The sequence below is a fragment of the Rathayibacter sp. AY1A7 genome (genome assembly GCF_002930845.1).
GTDB lineage: Bacteria > Actinomycetota > Actinomycetes > Actinomycetales > Microbacteriaceae > Rathayibacter.
Map to the genome: position 1 here is coordinate 1 of NZ_PSTL01000021.1, position 21,372 is coordinate 21,372.

Here is a 21,372-nt window from a genome sequence, read left to right on the forward strand (position 1 = left end):
CACACCGATGATCGCCTTCACGTCCGCATCCAACGATCCCTCATGGGCCGCAAGTCACAACACTCACGTAGCTCGAGCGGTCAACGACTGGATTGCCGGGGGAGACGGGCGCGGCGCGGGTCGCAGAGTCAAGGACAACTAGAACCTCGCGTGCCGGTGAACCATCCCCTTACGGAACACATGATCGTGGAGTGCTGAACGTTCTGATTCATGGCGTGTTCACCGACGTGCCGGACCATGATGCTCATGGAAACACGAGAACTGGCATGGGGCATTCTGGCGTGGCCTGCCGTTGCGGTCCTCGCGCTGCTGCGAACTGTGGGCAGCTGGGATGTATCGGGCGGGTCCGCAGCAGGGCTCATCGCGGGCACGGCAGCTGCGTTCACTGTCGCGGGCGCACTCCTATGGCTTCCCTCGAGTCTCTGGCTCGACCGGCGGACACGCCGCACCCCGCGCGTCGGGCGGGCGGCCGCGTTCCTGGGTCTGGGACTCGTGATCGGCGCCGCCGCCTCCACCGCGCTGGTACTCGCGTCGGGAAACGCGACCTGGCCCTCCTCCGCGGGCCTCATCACGGAATATGCAGTCACGGCAGGAATCGCTTCCCTCCTCGGCTGGCTCCTCGCCGCCACCCTTCGTGCGAAGAAGCTGCCGATCGTTCAGACGGCGGCGAATCGCTTGAACCGCTGAATGATCCGGGTCGTCGATCGATCAGCGTGCCAGCAGCAGTCCGGCCAAGCCGATGACGACCGGCACCACGGCAAAGGCCAGGAAGAGGTAGGAGAGCACGAGTCCCACCGTCGACTCCCAGCGAGGACCGACGTGTCGTCGCGCCTGATGACCGACGAGGACGCCGGCCAGCGGGAGAAGGTACTGCAGCGTGGTCGCGACTCCGATGACCAGGGGATCGCCCACCCACAGGTGGGCCACCGCCAGGTATCCGACGGCGTAGGACACGACGGCGAGAACGCCCAGCACGAACGCAGCCCGCGTCCACCCTCGTCCGCTCCGCCGCGCGGTACCCGTCTCCTTCATCACACTCATACCTCCACTGTACGAATCGCTCCTCGCGCACGCCCGCCGCTCGGAGCATGTGCCGGTCCTTCGCCCGACGTCTCGTTCGGTGACACGACCACGCCTCGGCGAGCTGCTGTCCAGCGTCAGCCGGCGAGCCGGCGTCCACAACGAGGACGCGACTCGGATTCGGAACATGTCCGATGGCTGCCTCGATAGCCTCAGCGCATGAAGATCCGAGCCGGTTCGCCTGACGATCGCGGGCCCTGCATCGACCTCTGGCTGGAGGCACTCAGAGCACGAGACGGATGCAGTCAGGACGACGCGGTCGCCGAGAGGGCTCGAGCGAAGTTCCACCGGCCTCTCGTTCGGTTCGCCGTCATCGGCTCGGATCCCCTCGGGTTCGCTCTCACCGTCGACACGGGCGATGGTCCGGGCCGACACAGTGCGCTGCTCGAACTGCTCGCCGTCGCACCGAGCGAAACAGGGCGCGGGCTCGGCCGGACACTGCTCGACGACGCGGTCCAGTCCGCCTCTCAGCTCGGCTACCTCGTCCTGAAGCTGCACGTCCGCGCCGGAAACGATACGGCGGAAGGGCTTTACAAGGCGTCCGGCTTCGAGCCTCACGGGGATCCCGCGCCGCATCCGCTCGGTGGTCATCCGATGATCGAGTACGCGCGGACTCTGACTCACGTCAGCAACTGAGGACCTCCGGCCACCGATCCCCGTGCGGGCCACCTCGCGCGACCGGATCACATGCGCACTCAACGCTGGTCGAGCGGTCGGGTCATGGCAACCTCATCCCATGAGCGTGAGCGACGGACAGGCCTGTGCCCCACGGGACCTCGACGTGTTCACCGACCGGCTCCGACTGTGCCGGCCCGCCGAGACCGACCTGGACGAGCTGTTCCGCCTCTACACCGATCCGCGGATCGCGGAAGAGGATCCGCTCCTCCTCCATCTCTCCGCCGATCAGACCCGGGCCGTGATCGCGTATCGAAGGACCCAGTGGACACGGGACGGACTCAGCAGCTGGGTGATCCGCCGGCGCGACTCCCCCATCGACAGCCGTGATCTGATCGGAATGGGCGGATGCACTCTGCTCTCCGATGCAGCCTGGAATGTGGCGTTCACCCTCCACCCCGACCACTGGAGCAAGGGCTACGCGCAGGAGGTCGCCCTCGCCGGCATCGAACTCGCCCACCGCCTCCGACCGGAGCTGCCCATCACCGCGGTCGTCGCAGAACGCAACGCACGCTCCCGCCGCACCATCGAACGACTCGGCCTCGCGCTCAGATGGGAGGGTCCGGACGCGCACAGCCCAGACCCGACCGCACGAGTCGTGCTCTTCGCCGACCGCCAGCTCTCCGCGGAACAGGTCCGCCGGCTCACCGGCTGAACCCGATCGCCGATCGGCTCATCCGCCAGCTCAGCGAGAGCTCCCCTCACGGGCAGCGAGTCGGCACCGCCGGTGAGCATGGCGATCCTCCGCTGCGGGAACTGCAAGCGAAGCCGACCTGTCGGTCCACCAGCCGGCGCCTCCCCCTCCCCGCTCCTCGATCCCCGACCGCAGGGCAACGAGACACGACGACGCTGCGCTCGGGAGTCCACCGGCAACTCCTTGAAGGGGCACGGCCGTCCGTCGCCGGACGGATTCACGTCCACCTCTTGTTCATTCCGGCTTCGTTGTCCAGCGCCGTCGGCTGCCCTAGCGTTCGGCAGGTGGACACCAGGAGATCGACCTCGACCGGCTCTAGCTCCGTTGTGTCCTGGGTCGCTCTCGCGTCAACCGGCGTCGCCGCCGCGACACTCTGGATCGCGGACGCCGTCTGGTACGGGATCCCCGAGTCGGGTGGCCCGGGAGTCAGTCTGCTCTTCATCGGCGGATGGGGTCTTCTCACGTGCGCCGCCCTGCTCACGGTCGGCGTGCTCATCCATCTGGCGCCCTCCGCGCTGAGCCGCCACGGAAAACGCCCCGTCGAGTTCGTGCTGCCGAGCGCCGCACTCGTCCTCATCGCGGGGATCCTGCTCGCGCATCCGCTGGCGGGCAGCGCTTTCGCCTGACCCTCACCGGCATCGACCCTCGAAAATGTCTCGGCGCCTCCGGGCCCCTCTCGTCAACGGGCTCTGGTGGCTTCACAATTACACCGAGGGGTGCAACCGTTCGGGTCGGTGCACCCCTCGCTGCCGGTTGGCCGAACGCGCGCCAACCTCGAACGACCAGCAGCCAGGGATCGCCGATCGAGCGGTCACAGCCTAGATTTTCTAGACGGTCTAACTAAGTCCCCTTTCCGGGTGAGGTGGATCGTGCAGGCGATGCTGGTGCTTCGGCTGACCGCGGGCGCCGAGTTGGGAGCGGCCGGCGTGTTCGAAGTACTCGCCGGCGACCGCTACACCGCCACCACCGCCGGGCTGTCCCCCGCAGACACAGTGAACCCCGCGATTGCCGCGACCGTCGCGGAGCTCGGTCTCGACATCAGCGACCGCACCCCCCGCGCCGTCACAGTGGAGGACCTCGAGAACGCGGACATCGTCGTCGCCATGAAGCCCGGCCTCGCGATCCCCGCGACGACCCGACCGACTGGAGCGCCGAGAACGTCCGCCCCGCCGCGAGGCCGTCGCCGCCCGGAGGCAGGTCGCTTCGGCCGGTACGGTGACCGCATGGACGACGACAGCGAACGTCAGAATCTGGTGATGAGTACCGAGATCATCAACGCCTGCATCAGAGCCATCGAGAACCCCGAGAAGCTGTTCCGGGTGTGCGCGAGCGTCTCGGGAGGTCGCGACGACGAGAGGGCGGCCGTTGCCGCAGCATTCGGGACCAGCGACGTCGTGGCCGATGCGATCCTCGACATGCAGGTGAGGCGTTTCACGCCGAGGTCGATCGAGCAGATGCGTGCCGAACTGGCCCGCTATGACCGTCGACTAGCTGAACTCGGCCGGCCGTAGGACGATTTCCGTACTGGACAGCAGAGCCGAGACGCGCTTGAGGACGACACCGGCCGAGCGCGTCGAGAAGTCCCGCCGATGTCAGGAGGGATCCCGGTCTCCGCGCACTGTGAGGACCCAGACGGTGTCGTTGTCCGCGTCCGATGGGGTGGCGTCGACACTCGAAATCGGCTTCTCACCGAGCGACGCGGGATCGATCTCGTGTGGGCCGTCGGCGCAGTCGATAGCGTCGAGGGTGGTCGTCGTTCTCGTCGTCGGTCCCCCAGCCGTGGAAAGCGATCCGATTTCGAGGTCGATCACTCCTGGTACGGGTCGAAGCGGTGGGCGGGGCGGGGTGCGGTGGTCGTGGTGGTCATGGTGGGGCCTTCCTGTGCAGCAGTGGGAGAAGAGGAGGGGCGGGGACCGGTGCGAGCCGGTCCCCGCTGGGTGGGCTAGCTGAGTCCTGCGGCGTCGGCGGGGGTGCTGTCGCCGGTGACGACCTGCTCGACCGGGGGGAGCGCGTATCCCCAGGCCGCGAGCTGGCGGAAGTGCTCGGCCGTGCGCTCGTCGCCTCGACGCCAGGACTCCTTGCTCGTGTGCGCCTCCTGCCCTCCGAGGACGACGGCCAGCGCGACCAGGCGGGCCTTCGCGGGGTTCGCCTCGATCAGCGCCGCGAGGGCGTCGACGCGGTAGCCGGAGGGGCGCTCGATGCGCAGCAGCGCGTGCGCAAGGTCGCTGCCGCCCGTCATCCCGGAGGACACCGCGAACCGGTGAGCGGTGAGACCGAGGGCGATGACGCGATCCGCGTCCTTCGGGAGGGTCTTGCGGGCGAGGAAGGTCGCGATCCACTCGCGGCGCACCTTCTCGGCCGCGTTCCACGCCTTGTTGTTGGCGATGAGCACTTTGCGCTCAGCGGACTTCTCAGCGCGCTCCTCCTCGGCCTCCTCCTCGGTCTGCGGCTGCTCGGGGGCTCCGTAGGCGTAGGTGAATCCGGCGGCGGTCGGGTCCTGAACCAGGAGCGTGACCTCGACCTCGCCGCGCCAGCTGGTGTCGATGAGCACTCCGCGGCCGGGAGCGGCGGCGACCTGCTCGGGAGTGACGCTCTTCCCGTCCTCGCCGCGCAGCTGCCGGATGGGCGTCCACGTCGCTGCGTCGCCGTAGGCGTCGGAGCGGGTGAGGATCTGGAAGCCGTTGCCGGTGTACTCGGCGGCGGTCGCCGCGAGGAGCGCCTGGTGCGCGGCCTCGTCGCGGAGGGTCTGCGCGGTGTGCTCGAACTGGGCCGGGTCGTGGGTGGCGACCTCGATCAGGTTCGCGCGGGCGTCGGCGTCGTCCTCGAACTCCAACAGCACCGCCGCCTGGTCCAGGGTCAGCTCGTGCTCGTGCAGAACGGATGTGACGGTCGCGGACTCCGCGACCGCAAGCCCCATCTTAACCGCGTCGGTCTTGGTGCCGGTGCGCTTGGCGATCGCTGCGGCGGACACGCCCTCGAACGCGAGCTGCGCCCACGCGGCGGTGCGATCCGCGACGCTCAGCTCGGCGCGCTGGTCGTTCTCGATGATCTGCTGAACGATCCGGTACTTCCGAGCCGCCAGCAATCAGTCAGGTCGACGAGCCGGTTGTCAGGCCGGCCCCCTACGCGCACCAGTCGCGCGAGCGCCCGTTGACACTGCGCGCGGTGTCGCCGGTGCCGAGGTCGACGAGCACGGTCGAGGTCGCGCTGAAGCCCGGCTCGCCCGGGTAGTCGTCCGGCCGGCCCTCGACCGAGACGGTCTCGACGGCGAGGTACTGCCCGTTCGGCGAGAGGCAGACGCCGCGGATGCGCCCCGTCGGCGAGGTGCGGAACACCTCCGAGGTGCCGGACGCGTCGACGCGGACGACGGAGTACTGGGTCGCGCCCGTCTCCGGTGCGTACTCGGCCTCGAGCTCGACGTAGCTCCCGGAGTCGAGGAGCAGGATCTGCACGGGCGACGCGGTCGCGCTCACGTCCGCCGGCGGGAGGGCGAGCGTCTCGACCGAGCCGTCGGCCAGGTCGATCAGCGAGCCCGACTCCGGATCGGCGACCACGAGCCGGTTCGCGCCGGGCACGAATCCGCGCAGCTCCGCGTGCTGCCCGAGCGGGCTGATCGAGCCGGGCGTCAGCAGGTCGAGCAGGAGCACCGTGTCGTCGAGCGAGTGGGTGACGACGGAGGTGGTGCCGGGCACGAACATCCAGTCGCGCGCCCGCAGAGGCCCGCCGTCGATCCCGAGCACGGGGACCGCCTCGGCCTTCTGGTCGGTGAGGTCGTAGGAGTAGAGGGCGCGGTCGAGCGGGCCCGACGGCGCCTGCCCGGTGAAGGTCCAGCCGAGCACGCCCTTCTCGGGCGACGAGTGCAGCTCGCGCACGGTCCCGGGGCCGGGGAGCGGGATCACGCCCTCGGAGCCGGTGTCGAGCGTGACCGTGCGGAGGAGGTTCGTGTCGTCCGGCTCGATGGTCACGACGACCAGCACCGGGCCGACGACGGCGTAGTCCTGGATCCGGTCGGCCGCGACGAGGACCCGGGCGTCGCCTCCGGAGAGCGGGCGGACGCGGACGGCGTCGGGCTGCGAGGGGTCGTCGGCGGTGCGATCGAGGGTGAAGAGATCGGGGTCCTTCGTGGTGAAGGAGGCGGAGACGTCGGCGGCCGAGCCGGTCGCGGCGCTGCGGGCGTCGTCGATCCCGATCTCGTAGCGGGTGGCGTAGCGGAGGGTGTCGGTGAAGGTGACGGTGAGCACGCCGCCGTCGAGCTCGGTGGTGTGCGGGGCGTCCGGAGCGACGCGGACACGGTCGAGCGCGTCGGGCTCGAGCGCCTGGTCGAGGTGCAGGCGGGCTCGGGAGCCGTCGCGCTCGACCACGCCGTCGGTGCTGACCTCGAGGGAGGCGACCCGGGGCCCCTTCGCGACGGTGGCGGCGGTCAGGCCTCCGACCGCGAGGACGAGCACCGCGACGACCGCCCAGAAGAGCCGTGGGAAGCGGGAGGCGCCTGCGGAGTCGAGGCCGGGAGCGCCGCCATCGTCCTGTCGCCCGCTCTGCGCCGACGTGCCGCGCTCGGGAGTCGCGCCGGGCTCAGGATTCGCGCCGCGCTCAGTAGACATACGGCATCGCCGGCTCGTCGATCGGAGTGACCGCCTCCGGCTCCAGCACGACCGCCTCGGCGCTGGTGACGCTCGGGTTCGCGCCGAAGCCGCCGCTCGCCTCCAGCCACTGCCCCTCCGACCAGGTGTCGGCCCAGCCGGCCTGGTAGACCGGCACGCCCACCGGCTGCGCGTCCACCGCGCAGCAGGTGACGACGAAGCGGGCGATGTAGAAGACGTTCTCGGGGTCGGAGGCGTCGGGGGTCACGAAGCCGCTCACCGTGGCCGTGCGGCCGGCGAGGAACTGCTCGCTCGCGCCCTGGCGCAGCAGGGTCGCCCAGTCGCGCACGCTGAAGGAGGCGGTGTCGCCGGTGGGCGCAGCGGCGGTCACGGAGGCGTCGACGGCGCTGGTGTTGACCTCGCGCTGCGTCGCGGTCGAGGCGGTGAGGGCGGCCGGCGGGAGCACGAGCAGGGCGACGGCGGCGGAGGCGATCACCGCGACTCCGGCCGCGACCGCGACCACCCGGCGCCAGGGGCGGGCGGGTGCGGGGGCGTGGAGGTGCTCGACGTCGTCCTCGTGCTCGTGGGCGTCCTCCTCGGCGCCCGGCACGACCGCGAACGCCGCGATCAGCAGCACTCCGGCGATCACCGCGAGCACCACCGAGAACTCGAAGTAGCGGGGGTGGATGTAGAGGCCGAGCCGGCCGGTCGCCGCGAGCCACAGGGTCGAGACGACGCCGATCAGGCTGAGGACGACGCCCTTCCAGCGGGCGAGGAGGCGCTCAGAGCGCATAGTTCACCGCCAGTCCCAGCACGGCCGCGGCGAGGGCGACCAGCACGGTGACGCGCACCAGCGTCGCGGCCGAGAACGTGGTGCGCAGCAGCGCGAGCATCTTGACGTCGATCATCGGACCGAAGACGAGGAACGCGATGATGCCTCCCGGCAGGAACGTGGAGCCGAACGAGAGCACGAAGAACGCGTCGACGTTCGAGCAGATCGAGATGACGAACGCGAGCACCATCAGCGCCAGCACCGACCAGAGCGGGTCGCCGCCGAGCGTGGTCAGCACGTCGCGCGAGACGCCGACCTGGATCAGCCCCGCGATGGCGGCGCCGACGAACAGCGCCGGCATCATCGCCCCGGTCTCCTCGGCGAACAGGAGCACGCTGCGCCGGGAGCGGTCGCGGAGGGAGCGGGAGGGCCGCTCGCCCGCCTCGCAGGCAGCGCGGAAGCGGTCGGTGAGCAGGCTCATCGGCTCGGAGTGGCGGCTGAAGATCCAGCCGACGAGGTTCGCGATCGCGAAGCCGCCGACGATGCGCCAGACGAGGATCCCGTCGGCCCAGCCGAAGGCCTGGTAGGTCGTGACGATGGTGATCGGATTCACGATCGGCGCGGCCAGGAGGAACGTCATCGACTCCGACACCGAGAGGCCCTTGACGATCAGCCCGCGCGCGAGCGGCACGTTGCCGCACTCGCAGACCGGGAGGAGCACGCCGAGCAGCGAGATCACGAGCCGCCGCGGGAGCGCCCGCTTGGGCAGGATCCTCAGCAGCACGGCCTCGGGTACCCACAGCTGCACCGCGATCGAGAGGACGATGCCGAGGAACACGAACGGCAGCGACTCGATGACGACGCTGATCGAGAGGGTGAGGAAGTCGCGCACCGCGTCCGAGAGGGCGTCGCCCGCCGCGTCCGGGGCGAGCAGGCGCGTCGCCACGAGGACGGCGACCAGGGCGAGCCCGAGGAGCGGCCCGCGCCGCGACCGCCGGGCGCCCGGGGACGCGCGGGTCGGGGCGGCGAGCGCGGATTCGGGGGACATCCCGACCCATCGTAGGCGGGGGTCCTGCGCGGGCCGGCGCGGGGCCGCCGGGTGTCGCCCGGGGCGCACGAGAACCCAGAAGTGGCCGTACGGGAGGGCGAGTACCGCGACTTCTGCGTGCTCGCGGTGTCGGCTGCGCCCGACCTGGCGAGGTCCGGCCGCCCGCGAGTGTCGGATCGTCGTCGCACTCGCGCTCGAGTGCGACGACTTCTGGACGCTTGATGCGAGGGCGCGCGCCGAGGGTCGCGGGAGGCGGGCGCGGCACTCGCGCAGAAGCCCTCCGGGTGCAGGATGAGCGCATGCCCGCCTCCCCCGCGCACCCCCTCCGCGTGCGGATGCAGCCGCGCGCGATCGACGAGGCGCACCGCGTCTCGAGTCCGCTCGAGCTGCTCGTCGACCTGACCTTCGTCGTCGCGATCGCGCAGATCGCCCAGCAGCTCGCCCACGCCACCGAGGAGGGGCACCTCGCCGAGGGGCTCCTCCCCTTCGGCATGGTGTTCTTCGCGATCTGGTGGGCGTGGATGAACTTCACCTGGTTCGCGTCCGGGTACGACACCGACGATGTGCCCTACCGGCTGCTGACCCTCGCCCAGATGGGCGGCGTCCTCGTGCTCGCGGCGGGAGTGCCGGCCGGCTTCGAGGACGGCGACTACCGGGCGATCACCATCGGCTACGCGATCATGCGGTTCGCGCTGGTGAGCCAGTGGATCCGCGTCGCCGTGTCCACTCCGGAGCACCGCACCTCCGCCGTGCGCAACGCCGTCGGCTTCTCGATCGTGCAGGTCGGCTGGCTGCTGCGGCTGCTCCTGCCCGAGGAGGTCGGGGTGGTGAGCTTCCTGCTCCTGGTCGCCTGCGAGCTGGCGGTGCCCCTCTGGGCGCAGCGGGCGGGGGACGCGAACTGGCATCCGCACCACGTCGCCGAGCGGTACGGGCTGTTCACGATCATCCTGCTCGGCGAGGGCGTCCTCGCGGCGGTGATGGGCGTGCAGCGGGCGGTGACGGAGGCGGGCGTCAGCGCCTCGCTCGTGCTGGTCGCGGCCTGCGGGCTGGTGATCGTCTTCGCGCTGTGGTGGCTGTCGTTCTCGCATCCCTCCGGCGAGCTGCTGGAGCGGCGGCGCGGCCTCTCCTACCGCTGGGGCTACGCGCACTTCGCGGCGTTCGCGGCCCTCGCAGCGCTGGGATCCGGGCTGGAGGCGGCCGTCGCCGCGACCGCGGGCCACCTCGAGGCGTCCGACACCGTGATCGGCGCGGCCGTCGCGGTGCCGGTCGCGGCCTTCGTCCTGACCCTGTGGGCGGTGCACGCGCCGCTCGGCGAGCACCAGCCGATGCCCGCGCGCCTGGCGCTCCCCGGTGTCGCGCTGGCGCTCGCGACTCCGCTCGTGGCGGGACTGCTCGGCGTGGGCGGGGTGCTGGTCGCGCTGGCCGCGGTGTCGGCGGGGCTGGTCGCCGCGGTGGTGGGGCGCGGGCGCACCGCGGAGTGACGGGGTCGGCGGGCGAGGCGCGGAGCCGTCGCGAGAGGCGCGTCCGTCACCTCGAGACACAGCCCTCGTCGACGAGACGCCGGCCTGGCGGGGGTGTCCCGGCGGGGGGCGGAACGCCTCGGCGAGCGCACCGCGGCAGCGGCTACCCCCGGCGCGGCAGCGGCTCCGGGCGGCGGGGCACCCAGCAGCGGACGCGCGAGCGGTAGCGCTCGAAGTCGGCTCCGAAGCGGGCGGCGAGGTCCGCCTCCTCCAGCGGGCGCACGGCCTGGTTCCAGACGACGGCGCCGAGGAGCGCGTACAGCACGACCAGCCACGACGAGAGCAGCAGCCCGACCGCCGCTCCCTGCACGATGCCGGCGACCGCCATCGGGTTGCGGACCCAGCGGTAGGGGCCGGCGATCACCAGCCGGTTGGTCATCGCGATCGGCAGCGGCGTGCCGTCGCCGAGGAGCGACATCGTGAGCCCCGACCAGATCCCGAGCGCGCTCGCCGCGACCAGCAGCAGGACGCCGACGCCGACGACCGCGGGCGGCGCCGCTCCGATGCCCACGCCCCAGCGCTCCTCCAGCGCGGCGATCACCAGCGGGACGACGACCAGCGCGCCACCCCAGAACAGCGCGATCTGCCCGAGGGTCGCGGCGAGGTGCGATCCGGGTCGGCGGCCCGCGGTCGCGACCCGGAAGGAGAAGGGACCGGAGGCGATCCAGCGCGTCGGCACCCGGCCGAGCAGGAGCAGGCACGCCGCGACGACGGAGCCGCCCGCGGTGGCGAGCATCGCGACGACGCCCCAGCCCGCCTCCCCCGTCAGGGTGGCCCAGACGGCCAGGGCGACCGCGACGAGGAGCGTCCAGGCCGTCGCGGTGACGGCCGCCCAGCGGATCCCGGCCGCGGCCAGAGCGGAGGCGCCGACGAACAGCGGGAGGTCGAGTGCCGCGACAGGGACGGGATCGAGGCTGCCGAGCGTCGCGATCCGCACGGCGGGGACGAGCGCCACGGCGACCCACCAGGCCGCGCCGCCGAGGGCCTGCACGGCGAAGTAGAGGCGTCCCCAGGGCATGGCTGCACGGTACTTCATAGCTGAACCCAAGGAACGACCCAGGGCGTTGACGGGCTCAGCGCCCTAGGCTCGGAACCAGTTCCCGCCGCCTCCATGAGAAGCGGCCCACCACGACGCCAAGGACGACGCCGATGAACCGCACGACCGTGATCACCGCACTCGCCTGCGGGCTCCTCCTCACCGCCGCCGCAGCCACTCCCGCTGTCGCCGCGACCTCGGACACCGCCGGGGACTCCACCCGCTCCGTCGACGAGTTCGGCGTTCTCGCCGCGACCGACGGCGACACGCTGCTGATCAACGGGCGCGCCTTCCTCCTCGAGTAGGCCCTCTCCGCCGCGCGCGGTCGCGAGGACGCCACTCGCGACGCCGGCCTCCTGATCCGCCTCTGCGTCGACGTCGACGGCGCCGCGGCCGTATTCCTGGTGACGACGGTGCACGGCTTCTCGGGGCCCGAGATCCTGCCCGCCTACCGCGAGGCGCTGCGGCATCCGCGCACCGCGCATCTGGTGTCGATCTCGGACAGCGACCGCTCCCCCGAGCTCGACTACGCGGCGACGGTGCACCACGGGATCGACGTGGACGGCTTCCCCGCCGGATCCGGAGGAGAGGACCTCGTGATCCTCGGCCGGATCCACCCCGACAAGGGCACGGCGGAGGCGGTCCGGATCGCCGCCGCGGCCGGGCGGCGACTCGTGATCTGCGGCATCGTCCAGGACGAGCGCTACTGGCGCGAGGAGGTCGAGCCGCTCGTCGACGGGACTCGCGTCGTCTACCGCGGCTCGGTCGGGCCGGAGGAGCGCGCCCTCGTACTCGGCGGGGCGCTCGCGCTCCTGCATCCGATCGGCTTCGACGAGCCGTTCGGCCTCTCCGTCGTCGAGGCGATGGCGTGCGGGACGCCGGTGATCGCGTACCGCCGCGGATCTATGGCCGAGATCATCGACGAGGGCGTCACCGGGTTCGCGGTGGGCTCCCTGTCGGAGGCGGTCGCCGCGGTCGAACGGGCCGGACTCCTCGACCGCGCGGCCGTGCGGGCGACCGCGCGCCGCCGCTTCGCCGGGGACCGGATGGTCGACGAGTACCTCGCGGTGTACGCGGGAGTGCTGGGGCGCTGACGTCGGCGTCACATCGGCATCGGATGCTCGCGTGACTCCCGGCCGTCTGCACCGAGTCGCCCGGGAGGGCTCGTTCTCGACGCGAAGAACGAGCCCTCCCGGGCGACTGAGCGATGCTGATAGGAAGAGGCCGTGCCTCGACCTCATCTCTTCGTCACCCGCGGGAGCCTCCTCCACTTCGCCTGCGACGCGTGGCTCCTGCCGACGGACCGCTTCCTCTCGTTCACGGACTTCTGGCGCGGGGTGCCGCAGCTGGAGGATCGCGCACGCGCCGCGCTGACTCCGGAGTTCTCGGACGGCCGACAGGCGGCACTGCCGCTCGCGCCGCGCGACGGCGAGCCCACTCCCGTCCTCACCGCCGTCCCCGATCGCGCCGTGCACGACGCCGAGGACAGCGAAGGACTCGCCGACATCGCCCGCCGCCTCCGGGCGTTCGTCGAGGTCGCCGCGCGGACGGCGACGAGAGATCGGCGCACGAGGCGGCCGCTGCCGCTCCTGGCCGTGCCGCTCTTCGCGACGGCGGGAGGAGGATCAGGGACCCTCCGCGACGCCGTGCTCGCCCAGCAGCTCCGCGTGCTGCGGGAGGCCGCCGAGGCGTTCCAGGTCGACATCGCGATCGTCACCCTCCGCGCCGACGTCCACGCCTTCGCCCAGTCCAGGCGGCGACTCGATCCCGCGACGTCCTGGCCCGAGCTGGAGGCTCCGGCCCTCGAGGAGGCGCAGAGCCTCGCCGAGCGCGCCCGGCGCCGCCGGCTCGTGCCCTTCCTCGGCGCCGGGACCAGCGTCAGCGCCGGCGGCCCCTCCTGGGACGGACTGCTCGAGGAGCTCGGCCGCGAGATCGGGCTCGACTCCGAGACGTCCGCGGTCCTCAGCGGGAAGAACGTGCTCGACCAGGCGTCCTACCTCGCGACGCTCTTCGACGAGGAGCAGCCCGGACGGTTCGCCGAGGCCGTCGCCCGTGAGATCGGATCCCTCGAGCGGTACGGTCTCGCTCCGGCGCTCCTCACCGCGATCGACTCCGAGCAGGCCATCACGCTCAACTACGACCGCCTCTTCGAGACGGCGTCCGAGGACGCGGGCGTCCCCCGCGCCGTCATCCCCGGCGACCACGAGGGCGACCACGAGCGCTGGCTGCTCAAGCTCCACGGCACCGTCGACGACCCGTCCTCGATCGTCCTCACCCGCGACGACTACCTCGGCTTCGACTCCTCCCGCCGCGCCCTCTCCTCGATCGTGAAGGCCACCCTCGCGACCCGGCACCTGCTCTTCGTCGGCTTCGGCCTCAGCGACGACCACTTCCACGAGATCGTCCACGACGTCCGCCGCGCGTTCCCCTCCTCCGCCTCGGGAACGCTCGCGACCGCGCTCACCCTCTTCGCGGATCCGCTCGACGAGCGCCTCTGGCAGGGGAGGCTGCGGCTCGTGCCGATGCTGCCGGTGCCCCGCGATCCGTCCCGCATCGGCGAGGCCGCCCGCGTCCTCGAGATCTTCCTCGACGCCCTGGCCGCCTTCGCGACGGACGCCCACTCGTACCTCCTTGCGCGGGGGCACGAGAGCGCGATGACGGCCGCAGAGCTGCGGCTGCGGGAGCGGCTCACCGCGCTGCTGGGGGAAACGACGGCGGAGGAGCGGGCAACGGGGGCGTGGCAGGAGGTCGCGGGGATGAGTGAGCGGCTGGGTGGGGAAGGGCGCTAGCTCGGACAGCGCTCGTCCCTCGAGGGCCGAACGGCCGAGCCGGCGGTCGTCGGCGAGTCCTGCGCGGATGGACGAAGGACCAGCGGATCGACTGATCGCGGGCGAGAGGTCACCGACCTCCCGCCCGGCACCGCTCAGACGGCGTCGTGGAGCTCGACGTTGTCCTGATACTCGAAGTGCGTCTGGACACGATCCGAGACGTCGATGTTCTGCAGCTTGCTGGACGCGGGGATGAAGCCCACCAGACCAGCTGCCGTCTCACCGGCCTGAGCCGTCCGGTAGACAAACTTGAGGATCGCGTCGTTGCGGGAGTGGTAGCCGTAGACCGCTTCGTCGACCGAGGCGGTCAACGAGTCCCAGTTGCTCTTCGCTCCGATCGCGGTGCCGAGGAGATGTGCGGCCTGGATCCGCGGCCCTCCGGGCTTCGTGCCCATGGACTGCGCGGCGACGACCATCGCCCTCGCTCCCAGACTGTGACCGATGAGCACGTACGACTCCGCGTTCGTGCGTGCAAGGAGATCACCGATGATCACGCCCGTCTTTTCGGCGCGGTTCTTCGCGACGTGCCAGGGGTTCCTCGCGAGGTCCGAGGCGATCATCGCCGGCCCGGCGACGCCTCCGAGAAGCTTCGCCCCCGCCTTGTGCCCGAGCGCCGCCGCTCCTCTGAGCAGCCCCATGGCGACGCCCTTGCCTGCTGCGCCCAGGGCGAGATCCGTCAGATCCCGCAACTCCTTCGACCCCCATCGGACGCGGTAGACGGGCGAGTCCGGGTAGCGGGAGTCGACGATCGACTTCCACTTGCCCCATCGGTCTCCTTCACCGTCGGTGAGGAACCCGTTAGCGACGACCACGGGGACGCCGCCCGTTCCCGGACGGAGCAGCTCGATCTGGAACGACTTGTCCTCGCTCAGGTAGGCGTTCGCGACCGATGCCCCGAGGACACCTCCCACCGCCGCTCCGACGGCCGTCACGACCGCCGTGCCGCCGGCCATGCCGAGCCCGCCCGCTGCGAGGGTGCCGCCGCCGAGCAGCGCGAGTCCGTGTGAGCTCGCCGCTGCGCCGGTGAATCCGCCGAAGACGCCGAGCGAGCCGATCGCGCCGCCGATGGCGGGAGCGGCGAGCAGAGCCACCGGCGCCGCCATCGCGAGGACAGCGATGCCGCCCACGATGATCTTCGAGGTCGCGTCGAGGTCGGGCTTCTCGTACTCGAGGAAGGCCTCGTAGTCGTGCAGCTCGCCGAAGCTCCCCTGGGCCTTCTCGAAGCCCGGGATCTCGTGCTTGTGCTCGGCGCAGAACTGGGGGACGCGCAGAGCGCCGCGCTCGCGCACCGCCATGTTGCCGCAGCCCACAGCCACGCACGGGAGCGTCGCGGATCCGCAGCCCTGGCAGACGTAGACGGGAAGCTGCCCCGCGGGACGGTTCGACTTCCGGTGCTCGGTGTTGAAGAAGCACGACGAGCACCATCCGTGCTGGACGTCCAGCAGCGAGACGTCGTCTGCGACGTCCGCGATCCACTGCGCCGTCTTCGCGTACGTCTCGGCCACTTTCTGTGCGGTCCGCCGCTCCTGCTCCACCTGCTGGAGAGCGGCCTTCTGCTCGGCCGGATCCGAATGCGCGAGAGCCTCGGCATTGGACGTCATCCGGGCGCGGTACCAGGTCTTGGCGTACGCCCACATGTTGCTGCGCAGTGCAGGATTGCTCTCGAGAACGCCACCGCTCTCCGTCACCGGCTCGAGATCGGTGAATTCCCCCGCAAGGGAGAGAGTCGCCCCCTGATCCGAGACCACATCCACTCGGAGACGGGTTCCTTCGACGACATAGGCGTGCAGTGAGCCGGGCATGGGTTGATCGTGCCACACCGGTCGAGGTCCGGTTCGCTGCGGAAGGGCTGTCGCTTCCTTCTCGATCGGTCGCCGTCCCGTTGGATTCTCCGCGCTCATCGCGTCGGACTCTCCCCCATACCAAGACCGGAGCAGACGGACTCGAAGACGGTCAGCGACACCCCCTCTTCTCCCGGCGCGAGAAGGGAGCCGATACGGTGAAAGTCGGTACCGTCCGACAGACTCACCGGAACGACGAAGGGGACGAAGTGCAGTTCACGATCAACGGCGCCACCTACGAACTCACACGGGAACAAGTCGAGAGCACCCTCGCCCGTACCGCGCCGGCCGAGGTGAGCACGTACTCCGTCGAGGTGAGCGGCAGCCGCTTCCCCGTGAAACAGGTGATCTCCGAGGTCACCGGTCTGCAGAGGAGCGAGTTCACCTCCGGCCAGGCACAGCGGGTCCTCACAGGGCTCGGATTCCTGGTGCTCAGCACTGCTCCGGGAGCTCAAGGGCGCATCTCCGGTTCCACGCGGTCCTTCGACGGCGTCGAGTGGGGGCTCGCCGCATCCGAGCACGGTTACGAGGAAGCGTCCTCGGGCAAGCTGCATCTCCCAGGATGTGCTCACGGCGTGACGACTCCGATCCGCATCTGGGCTCAGGACGAAGTGCTGAAGGCCTGGGGTGCTGCGCCGGATGTCGATCTCAGGACGCTGACGCGACCGGGATGGTGCTCGGACTGCGCGGCCATAAGAGGAACGACCGACCCCGGCGTTCCAGCGGAGCAACCGGAGACGTCCGGACGGACGGGCCGGGCGGAGCGGACGGCGATCGCGCAGGCCGCCCGGGTCGTCCTCGACGGTGGTCTCCGACGCCAGGCCTCCGCGTTCGACGGCCGGACGGTGACCTGGACCGCTGATACTGCGGCGGCACTCCGGCGAGCGATCGAGACACCCGGGTCGACCGGCACTTTCCGTGAGCGGATCGCCGAGCAGATGACTGATCAGCCGAGGGCGGTCGTCCTGCTCGCCGCCGAGCTCTGCTTCCTGCAGCGCCTCCCCCTCATCAACATCCGGGCGCAGACGAAGCTCGCTCTTCTGCAGGAGATCCTCGACGTGCTGCCCGATCGCCCCCGGGTCCCTGATGTGATCGTCGACGCCCTCGACACTCGCGGCGTCTTCAACGGCGGTCAGGGGTTCAACCAGCAGATCGCACAGCATCTCCTCTGGTTGTGCGATTTCGTCCGGCAGTGGGACGCCCTCGCGTCCGATCATCGCGAAGCCGCGCTCGGCGATCCCTGGCTCTTCCGCGACCGCACGCTCGACGTACAGGGTGATGCTCCACCGATCCGGAGCTCTCTGCTCGCTCTGGCCTGGCCGAGCTGCTTCGAAGCAATCGTCTCCGTCGCGCAGAAGCACGCGATCCGCGACGCCTTCGCGGGAGCGCTCCCGACGGTGACGGACGACGTCGACCGCGATCTGCTCGCTCTGCGGGACAGCCTCGACCCGAGCGGCGAGCTCGACATCGCCTGGTACTCGCCACCGTGGGACGCGGAATGGTGGCTTGCGGCACCGCAGACCGAGCATCGCGGCTGGGCCGTACCCTCGGCCGCTCCCGGCGCGCCACTCGCCCTCCCAGGCCTCCACGTCACGCTCCCGCCGGATGGCGGTCGAAGCGGCATCCGCGACGAAGCGCTCCGTTCATGGAGAGACTGGCCGACGTCCGAGGCCGGTCCGCGACCTCTCATCACCGATGTCCTCACCGAGGTGGATTCGGCTGCGCAGTTCCTCGTGACGATGGCGGCCGGCGACCAGGTCTTCGTCGACGGCTCCGACGACGTGCACTGGGGCGTCATCGGAGAACTCGATTCCCGAGGACGACGCGGCGTCGACTGGCGAACGCCGGTCTCGAGGTCGGAGATACCGAACGCCGTCCTCGACGTCCTGTCCGGCAGCGCTCCGATCACCGACGTCGGCTTCCTGATATCGCCGCCGATCGCACCGACGCCCGCACCTCCGCTGTCCGGCCCCCTCCGCCTCCCCCGCAGCACGCCCGAACTCGCGGGTCGCCTGCATTACGACTCACTGTGGCTGAACGAGGTGCTGGGTCTCCTCGAGGAGCGTCGCCAAGCGATCTTCTTCGGGCCTCCCGGAACGGGCAAGACCTATCTCGCCCGTGCTCTCGCCGACTTCATCGCGCCGAAGGGCGCGGTCCGCATCGTCCAGTTCCACCCCTCCTACTCCTATGAGGACTTCTTCGAGGGGTTCCGGCCGACGGTCGATGAGAAGGGGTCCGCGAGTTTCCGACTCGCACCGGGGCCGGTACGTCTTCTCGCTGCTGCGGCGGCGGCGAACCCGACAGTGCCGCATGTGCTGATCATCGACGAGATCAACCGGGCGAACATCGCGAAGGTGTTCGGCGAGCTCTACCTGCTCCTCGAATACCGCGACGCCGGGGTCTCACTGCAGTACTCGCCGGAGGAGGACTTCCGTCTGCCCGAGAATCTCTTCGTCATCGGAACGATGAACACGGCAGACCGCTCGATCTCCCTGGTGGACGCGGCGATCAGGAGGCGGTTCTCGTTCGTCGAGCTGCACCCCGCAGAGGAGCCGGTACTCGGCCTGATCGAGCGATGGTCGAAGGCGCAGCACCATGAGATCAGCCGAAGTGCTCTGCTGAGGCAGCTCAACGAGCGGATCGGCGACCTCGACCGCGATTTCCAGATCGGCCCGTCCTACCTCATGGGCGCTTCTGCCCGCACGGACTCCGGATTGGCGAGGATCTGGGAGTACGACATCCTTCCGCTGCTCGACGAGCACTACTACGGACGCTTGTCTCGCGCGGAGGTCCGGGCGACGTTCGGTCTCAGCGCTCTCGAGCCCGGTGCTGTCGCGGATCCGGACGAAGCGGTCGACGACGCTCCGGCCGGATGACCCGCGTCGAGTTCGACGAGAACGGCGGCTGGACGGCGGTCTCGTTCGACCCTGAGGTCATCGGTCGCGTATGCAGCGCAGGGCTGCTCGAATCCCGCATGACAGCGTCAGGCGCCGAGGTGAAGCCTCAGCTCAACAGGATCGGGGCGATTCGGATCGATGGCGACGAGGTCGTCGTCCGTCCGAAGGCCGCCTTCTCCTCGGTGCTCTTCATGCTGGGGTTCGCGGCGGACCCGGGCTTCCGACCGGAAGAGGTCTCCGGCGACGGCAGGGAGATCTTCCCCGCGGTCGCCGAGACGTACGCGCGCATCGCGGAACGTGCGCTCGGGCACGGCCTCCTGCAGGGGTACCGACGGTACGACGAGAGCGCCATGACGGTGCGCGGGCGGGTCCGGTTCTCCGACCAGATGACGCGCCGCGGCGGACGACTCCTCCCGATCGAGCTGACGGTCGACGACTACTCGGCCGACATCGTCGAGAACCGGATCCTGCGTGCGGCCGGCCGGCTGCTGCTCGCCGTGCCCCGCGTGTCGCCGGACGTCCGGCGGCGCCTGGCGCACCTCGACTCGAGACTGTCGGAGGCGGCCCTCCTGCGGCCAGGGACGATGACGCCGTCGTGGCAGCCGTCGCGGCTGAACCAGCGCTATCAGCCCGCCCTGCGCTTCGCCGAACTCGTGCTCGCACGCATCACGCCCACCACGACGAACGGCGGCCACACCGTCGCCTCCTTCGTCGTCAATATGGCGGAGGCGTTCGAGGCATTCGTGACCACGACTCTGAGCAGCGCTCTCTCAGGGGTCTCGCGGGGCGTCAGTATCGGTCAGTTCCCCGCTCATCTCGATCTCGAACGACGCCAGCCGATCCGACCCGACTTCGTCCACGTCGCCAGCGGCCGACCAGTGGTCGTCATCGATGCCAAGTACAAACTCGGACCACCGAGGGTCGAGGACCTCTACCAGATGCTGGCCTACTGCACAGTGCTCGGGCTGGCTGAGGGGACGCTCGTCTACGTCTCGAGCGCCGGAGACACGAGTGACCGGACAGCGACGGTGAAAGGCTCCGGTGTCGTGGTTCGGACGGTGCGGATCGACGTCACGAGGCCGCCCGCCGAGATGCTCGCTCAGCTGGATGACATCGGTCGAGCGGCTGCCAGGCGGGCAGGGATCAATACTTCTTCCGGCCTCTGAACTCCGCGCCTCGTCGTAGGGCCGCCTGCTCCATCGGACGACTCAGCCCAGACGGCCCGCCGCCTCAATCCGACCCCGCACCCCACTCCCCCAGCAGCTCCCGCTCCCGCTCCTCCCCCAGCCCGGCGCCGCGTCCCGGCACGTGCGCGGCCGCAGCGTCCCGCAGCGTCTCGGCGAGCTCGCGGCGCTCGAAGCCCGCGGCCTCCGCCCGTGCCGTCGAGCGGGCGTTCATGCCGCGCCAGTCGGGGTCCGCGATCCACAGCGGCAGCGAGCCCGGACCCGCCCACTGGCCGACACCGCGCTCGAGCAGCCACTCCTCCGGCACCGCGATCGTCTCGGCGGACGATCCGCCGCGCGCCGCGGCCAGGTGCTCGGCGAACGGCACGGGGGTCCCGCAGACGTTCATCACGCCCTCCACACGCGCCTCGGCGGACGCCACCAGCCAGGCGGCGAGGTCCCGCACGTCGACCACCGATGTCAGCAGGTCGGGCGCGTCCGGCACCAGCACGGGCCCGGACCGCGTGCTGAAGCCCCAGGGCCAGTAGGAGGAGCGGCTCGTCGGGTCGCCGGGGCCGCCGATCAGGCCGGCGCGCGCGATCAGGGACGGCGCGGATCCGGCAAGCACGGTCTGCTCGCAGGCGGCCTTCGCGGCGCCGTACGAGGCGGGGTCGTCGGAGGGAGGGAGCAGCTCGGCGTCCTCGTCCGCGCCGACGACCGCGTTCTCGGCGTAGACGCTCGTGGTCGAGACGAGGACGTAGGCGCTGCAGCGCAGGTCGCGGACGGATCGGCGGACGTGCTGCCTGGTCGAGGAGACGTCGATCACCGCGTCCCACGATGCCGCAGCCACGGCGTCGAGAGCGTCGTCGCGGTCGCGGTCGGCCCGGACGAGGGACGCCCCCGCGGGCACGGCCGTCCCGCGCACGAGGCAGGTCACGTCGTGGCCGCGCCGCAGCGCCTCCTCCGCGAGGTGCCCGCCGAGCCAGCCCGTGCCTCCGAGGATCAGCGTTCTCATCCCCGCATGCTCGCACGGGCCGCCTCGCGCGAAGCCCGCTGAGGTGCCCGAATTGGTCCCGAGAACGCTGAAACAACTGCATTCTCGGGCGACTCGACACGGGCGACTCGACGCAGTGGGCGCCGAGCGAGCGCCTCAGCGACAAGGGCCCCCTCCACGAGCCCCCGGACACCCGACCACCCGAGCCCGCCCGCGTCCTCTGTCCGGAATCACGCGGGCGGCT

The 21,372-nt window shown here is 70.8% G+C and carries 20 protein-coding genes; 11 read left to right on the forward strand and 9 right to left on the reverse strand.

Annotated features, from left to right (window positions below; genetic code table 11):
• The first annotated feature begins 246 nt into the window (after positions 1–246).
• On the forward strand, positions 247–687 hold the full coding sequence (locus C5B95_RS14115) for a hypothetical protein (RefSeq protein WP_146076618.1): 441 nt from the start codon (positions 247–249) through the stop codon (positions 685–687).
• A gap of 21 nt (positions 688–708) precedes the next feature.
• Here the strand turns inward: C5B95_RS14115 and C5B95_RS14120 are convergent, their stop codons facing one another.
• Positions 709–1,041 (reverse strand): hypothetical protein, encoded by a 333-nt coding sequence (locus C5B95_RS14120; RefSeq protein WP_104226378.1) that lies wholly within the window; start codon positions 1,039–1,041, stop codon positions 709–711.
• A 198-nt stretch (positions 1,042–1,239) separates the two neighbouring features.
• Here C5B95_RS14120 and C5B95_RS14125 point away from each other — a divergent pair, with 198 nt between their 5' ends.
• The 4 genes from C5B95_RS14125 (at position 1,240) to C5B95_RS14140 (ending at position 3,960) form a co-directional block, all read left to right on the forward strand.
• The gene (locus C5B95_RS14125; protein ID WP_104349454.1) at positions 1,240–1,716 is read left to right on the forward strand and encodes a GNAT family N-acetyltransferase; all 477 of its coding nucleotides are present in this window, start codon (positions 1,240–1,242) and stop codon (positions 1,714–1,716) included.
• 100 nt (positions 1,717–1,816) lie between these two features.
• Positions 1,817–2,410: a GNAT family N-acetyltransferase gene (locus tag C5B95_RS14130; RefSeq protein ID WP_104269213.1), complete on the forward strand. Its 594-nt coding sequence runs from the start codon at positions 1,817–1,819 to the stop codon at positions 2,408–2,410.
• A 365-nt stretch (positions 2,411–2,775) separates the two neighbouring features.
• Positions 2,776–3,075 carry a hypothetical protein gene (locus tag C5B95_RS14135; RefSeq protein ID WP_104223378.1) on the forward strand — a complete coding sequence of 100 codons (300 nt, stop codon included), beginning with the start codon at positions 2,776–2,778 and terminating at the stop codon, positions 3,073–3,075.
• A gap of 231 nt (positions 3,076–3,306) precedes the next feature.
• On the forward strand, positions 3,307–3,960 hold the full coding sequence (locus tag C5B95_RS14140) for a low molecular weight phosphatase family protein (protein WP_258060023.1): 654 nt from the start codon (positions 3,307–3,309) through the stop codon (positions 3,958–3,960).
• An 81-nt stretch (positions 3,961–4,041) separates the two neighbouring features.
• Here C5B95_RS14140 and C5B95_RS17250 read toward each other — a convergent pair whose 3' ends face one another.
• The 5 genes from C5B95_RS17250 to C5B95_RS14160 form a co-directional block, all read right to left on the reverse strand.
• Positions 4,042–4,260 (reverse strand): hypothetical protein, encoded by a 219-nt coding sequence (locus tag C5B95_RS17250; protein ID WP_146076619.1) that lies wholly within the window; start codon positions 4,258–4,260, stop codon positions 4,042–4,044.
• 131 nt (positions 4,261–4,391) lie between these two features.
• A complete protein-coding gene (locus C5B95_RS14145; protein ID WP_104349455.1) occupies positions 4,392–5,534 on the reverse strand; it encodes a hypothetical protein in 1,143 nt (380 codons plus the stop codon).
• Between the two features lie 37 nt (positions 5,535–5,571).
• Positions 5,572–7,050, reverse strand: coding sequence for a hypothetical protein (locus C5B95_RS14150; protein WP_104349456.1), 1,479 nt, complete (start codon positions 7,048–7,050; stop codon positions 5,572–5,574).
• Complete coding sequence (locus C5B95_RS14155) at positions 7,040–7,822, reverse strand: TIGR03943 family putative permease subunit (protein WP_104349457.1); 783 nt, start codon at positions 7,820–7,822, stop codon at positions 7,040–7,042. The genes C5B95_RS14150 and C5B95_RS14155 overlap by 11 nt, the downstream gene beginning before the upstream one ends.
• Positions 7,812–8,849, reverse strand: coding sequence for a permease (locus tag C5B95_RS14160; RefSeq protein ID WP_104223382.1), 1,038 nt, complete (start codon positions 8,847–8,849; stop codon positions 7,812–7,814). Before C5B95_RS14160 ends, C5B95_RS14155 begins: the two co-directional genes overlap by 11 nt.
• A 299-nt stretch (positions 8,850–9,148) precedes the next feature.
• On the opposite strand from C5B95_RS14160, the gene C5B95_RS14165 reads away from it, so the two are divergent.
• Positions 9,149–10,330 (forward strand): low temperature requirement protein A, encoded by a 1,182-nt coding sequence (locus tag C5B95_RS14165; RefSeq protein ID WP_219813853.1) that lies wholly within the window; start codon positions 9,149–9,151, stop codon positions 10,328–10,330.
• Positions 10,331–10,472: 142 nt separating this feature from the next.
• On the opposite strand, the gene C5B95_RS14170 is transcribed toward C5B95_RS14165, so the two are convergent.
• On the reverse strand, positions 10,473–11,387 hold the full coding sequence (locus tag C5B95_RS14170; protein ID WP_104349458.1) for a methyltransferase: 915 nt from the start codon (positions 11,385–11,387) through the stop codon (positions 10,473–10,475).
• A 131-nt stretch (positions 11,388–11,518) separates the two neighbouring features.
• Between C5B95_RS14170 and C5B95_RS14175 the strand changes: the two genes are divergently transcribed.
• From C5B95_RS14175 to C5B95_RS14185, 3 genes are all read left to right on the forward strand, one after another.
• A complete protein-coding gene (locus C5B95_RS14175; RefSeq protein WP_104223384.1) occupies positions 11,519–11,710 on the forward strand; it encodes a hypothetical protein in 192 nt (63 codons plus the stop codon).
• A gap of 99 nt (positions 11,711–11,809) precedes the next feature.
• Positions 11,810–12,499 carry a glycosyltransferase gene (locus C5B95_RS14180; RefSeq protein WP_258060024.1) on the forward strand — a complete coding sequence of 230 codons (690 nt, stop codon included), beginning with the start codon at positions 11,810–11,812 and terminating at the stop codon, positions 12,497–12,499.
• 132 nt (positions 12,500–12,631) lie between these two features.
• A complete protein-coding gene (locus tag C5B95_RS14185; RefSeq protein ID WP_104349460.1) occupies positions 12,632–14,194 on the forward strand; it encodes an SIR2 family protein in 1,563 nt (520 codons plus the stop codon).
• A 134-nt stretch (positions 14,195–14,328) separates the two neighbouring features.
• On the opposite strand, the gene C5B95_RS14190 is transcribed toward C5B95_RS14185, so the two are convergent.
• Positions 14,329–15,921, reverse strand: coding sequence for a DUF726 domain-containing protein (locus tag C5B95_RS14190; RefSeq protein ID WP_219813854.1), 1,593 nt, complete (start codon positions 15,919–15,921; stop codon positions 14,329–14,331).
• Positions 15,922–16,022: 101 nt separating this feature from the next.
• On the opposite strand from C5B95_RS14190, the gene C5B95_RS14195 reads away from it, so the two are divergent.
• Positions 16,023–18,950 (forward strand): AAA family ATPase, encoded by a 2,928-nt coding sequence (locus C5B95_RS14195; protein ID WP_219813855.1) that lies wholly within the window; start codon positions 16,023–16,025, stop codon positions 18,948–18,950.
• Positions 18,947–20,137, forward strand: coding sequence for an McrC family protein (locus C5B95_RS14200; RefSeq protein WP_104349463.1), 1,191 nt, complete (start codon positions 18,947–18,949; stop codon positions 20,135–20,137). The genes C5B95_RS14195 and C5B95_RS14200 overlap by 4 nt, the downstream gene beginning before the upstream one ends.
• Positions 20,138–20,201: 64 nt before the next feature.
• On the opposite strand, the gene C5B95_RS14205 is transcribed toward C5B95_RS14200, so the two are convergent.
• Positions 20,202–21,149, reverse strand: coding sequence for an NAD-dependent epimerase/dehydratase family protein (locus tag C5B95_RS14205; RefSeq protein ID WP_104349464.1), 948 nt, complete (start codon positions 21,147–21,149; stop codon positions 20,202–20,204).
• Positions 21,150–21,372 lie beyond the last annotated feature (223 nt).